Genomic DNA, 3,059 nt, shown 5'->3' on the forward strand with positions numbered 1-3,059 from the left:
CCCAACGCCGCGAGCTGCTGCTCCACCGGCTCGCCGTCGACGGCCGGATCGTCGCCAAGGACCTCGCAGCCGAGCTCGGCCTCTCCGAGGACAGCATCCGGCGCGACCTGAGGTCGCTCGCCGCCGCCGGCCTGTGCCAACGCGTCTACGGCGGCGCCCTGCCGGCCTCCCCGGCGATGGCCGACTACCGCACCCGCCAGGGCGTGCACCCCGAGGGCAAGCTCCGCGTCGCACGGGCGGCCGCGGCGCTGATCGAGCCCGGCTCGACCGTGATTCTCGACGGCGGCACGACGGCGCTCGCCGTCGCCCAGGCACTCCCGCCCGACCTCCTCGCGACGATCGTCACGCACAGCCCGACGGTCGCAGCGGCCCTCGCCGAGCACCCGCGGGTCGAGGTGCTCGTCCTGGGCGGCCGGATCTTCAAGCACTCCGTCGTCGCCTGCGGAGCCTGGGCCGTCGAGGAGGCCCAGCGGGTCAGCGCCGACCTCTTCCTGCTCGGCGTCACGGGCGTTCACGCCGAGGCGGGCCTCACCACCGGAGACGCCGAGGAGGCCGCGATGAAGCGCACCCTGGCGGGCCGCGCCGCGGAGACCTACGTGCTGGCGAGCGCCGAGAAGATCGGCGCCGCCTCACCGTTCCTCGTGCTCCCGCTGGCAGAGGTGGCAGGGGTCGTCACGGATGCCCCTGGCGACTCGGCAGCGGTCGCCGGACTGGCCGCCGCCGGCGTCCGGGTTGTCGCGGCCACGACGGATCACCTCGGCGCGGGCCCCTCCTCGTAGGCGGCGACGACCCGCCGGGTGCGGTCCCGGGCGCCCCATCGCGGACGAGCGCCTGTGGTGACCCGCCGCCGTCGCGGTCCCGGGGCGGTCGACGGCGAGCGGTTGCGGTCACGTGCCTTGGCTCGAAGCAGGCGGCTCCGGCGGCCCGTCCGGGAGCGCTGCGTAGGCTGGCCCGCATGGTCTCCCTTCCCTTCGCCGGCCGCTCGCCCGAGGTCGACCCCTCGGCCTGGATCGCACCGAACGCCTCCCTCATCGGCAAGGTCACGATCGCCGCCGACGCGAGCGTGTGGTTCGGTGCCGTGCTGCGCGGTGACATCGACGAGATCGTCCTCGGGCCGGGGGCGAACCTCCAGGACAACGTCGTGGTGCACACCGAGGCCGGGTCGCCCGCCGTCGTGGGGGCCGGGGTGAGCGTGGGGCACGGCGCGGTGGTGCACGGCTGCACGATCGAGGAGGGCTGCCTCATCGGGATGAACGCGACGGTGCTCACGCGGGCCGTCGTCGGCCGGCAGTCGCTGATCGCCGCCGGAGCCGTGGTGCTCGAGGGCACCGTGATCCCGCCGCGCTCGCTGGTGGCGGGGGTGCCGGGCAAGGTGCGCCGGCAGCTGACCGACGACGAGGTCGCCGCGCTCTGGGACAACGGTGCGCGCTACGTCACCCGCGCCCGCGTCTACGCGGCCGACGAGCGAGCGACGACCGCGCAGGACTGAGGGCCGCGCAGGACTGAGGCCCGCGGAGGGCTCAGACCCGCGCAGACCGGCCGGCGCGCAGACCGACGTCGTCCGGCCCTACCCCGCCCGACGGAGCGCGTCGTCGAGGGCCGGTTCCACGAGCGGGCGCAGTGACCGCGAGAAGGTCGCCGTCAGGTGCCCGTGGTCGAACATGACGATGGCGTTGCCCAGCACCCCGTGGCACAGCTCGCTGTCGCACAGCAGGTCCGAGGCGTCCAGCAGCGCGACACGCCCCGAGCCGTCGGACGCGGCGGCGAGGGCCAGTGGGTCGACCTCCAGCGCCTCCGCGCGCGGCACCGTGCAGTCCTGCGACGGCGAGGCCCCGACGCAGTCGGGTACCGAGCCCGGGAAGTTCGGGGTGTCGCGGATCACCACCACGCCCGCGCCCAGGTCCGTGAAGCCGTCGAGCACCCGGGCGTAGGCCTCCTGCGCGACGGCGTCCTCCTGCTCGCGAGGCACGTCCGCCAGGTGCTGGTCGGTGCGGGCGGACAGGACGACGACGTCGTAGCCGCCGGTGGCGACCTTCCCGCGCACCCAGGCGTTCCACTCCGAGCACCCGTCGGTCGAGTCCTCGTCGCTGAACGCCAGGTCCACGTCCACCGGGTAGCAGGCGGAGGCGAGGTAGGTGGTGACCTGCCAGCCGCGGTCCTCGGCGATCTGCTCCACCGGGGGGAACCAGTGCCCCGCATGCGAGTTGCCGACCAGCGCGATGCGGACGGTGGCGTCGTCCGGACCGTAGGTGCAGGTGGTGCGCGTGGCGTACGGCTGCTCGTTCCAGCAGCCGTCCTCGTACAGGCGCGGCTTGTCCTGCGCCGCTTGCACGGCGGGGGTCCACAGCTGACCGTCGAACGCAGTGCAGTCCTCCCCGGACAGCAGGCCCGTGGCGGCCAGGCACTCGGGGTGCGCCGCCACCGCCTGCTCGGCTGCGGCGATCTCCCGAGCCGACCGGTCAGCCGCCCAGGCCTGCAGGCCCGCCCCGGCCAGCGCGCCCGTCGCCGTGCACACCACGAGCAGGGCAGTGGTGGCGAGTGCGGAACGGTTGAGCAGCGCGGAACGGCGCGCCGGGTCCTCGACGAAGCGCTTGGTCAGCCACGCCAGCCCGATCGAGGCCACGGCGACCCCGGCGAGCTGCCACCCGCTCAACGCGCGGTGCACGGCGAAGGGCAGCAGCACGATCAGCGGCCAGTGCCACAGGTAGGTCGAGTAGGAGACGTCGCCGAGCAGCTGGGCGCCGCGCAGGCCGAGCACCCGGCCCGCCGCCGAGCGTTCCGGGGCCCGCGCGAGGATCACCGCTGCGGTGCCGAGCGTCGGCAGCAGCGCCGCCGCGCCGGGGAACGGCGTGGTGGAGGAGTAGGCGAGCACCGCGACCAGCACCGCGGCCAGGCCCAGGAGGGCGACCGGCCCGGAGAGGCGCCGCGGAAGCGTCCACTGCCGCAGGCCGAGCACCGCGATCGCCCCACCGAGCGCCAGCTCCCAGATGCGCGTCGTGGTGACGAAGTACGCGGCCGCCGGGTTGTTCGCCGTCAGGTGCACCGACCACGCGAGGGAG

3 protein-coding genes are annotated in these 3,059 nt (G+C 75.0%); 2 read left to right on the forward strand and 1 reads right to left on the reverse strand.

Annotated elements, in window-relative coordinates; all coding sequences use genetic code 11:
* The coding region (locus tag ABWK99_RS15290) for a DeoR/GlpR family DNA-binding transcription regulator (RefSeq protein WP_372595548.1) at window positions 1-779 on the forward strand (779 nt) is incomplete at its 5' end.
* 176 nt (window positions 780-955) lie between these two features.
* Window positions 956-1,489, forward strand: a complete 534-nt coding sequence (locus ABWK99_RS15295; protein ID WP_372595549.1) for a gamma carbonic anhydrase family protein — start codon at window positions 956-958, stop codon at window positions 1,487-1,489.
* 78 nt (window positions 1,490-1,567) lie between these two features.
* On the opposite strand, the gene ABWK99_RS15300 is transcribed toward ABWK99_RS15295, so the two are convergent.
* The coding region (locus tag ABWK99_RS15300) for an acyltransferase family protein (protein ID WP_372595550.1) at window positions 1,568-3,059 on the reverse strand (1,492 nt) is incomplete at its 5' end.

The sequence above is a fragment of the Actinotalea sp. genome, assembly GCF_041597215.1.
GTDB lineage: Bacteria > Actinomycetota > Actinomycetes > Actinomycetales > Cellulomonadaceae > Actinotalea.

What these genes read in the sequence shown, in the direction of transcription:
- ABWK99_RS15295 (WP_372595549.1), top strand. Translation starts at nt 956, where the DNA reads ATGGTCTCCCTTCCCTTCGCCGGCCGCTCGCCCGAGGTCGACCCCTCG.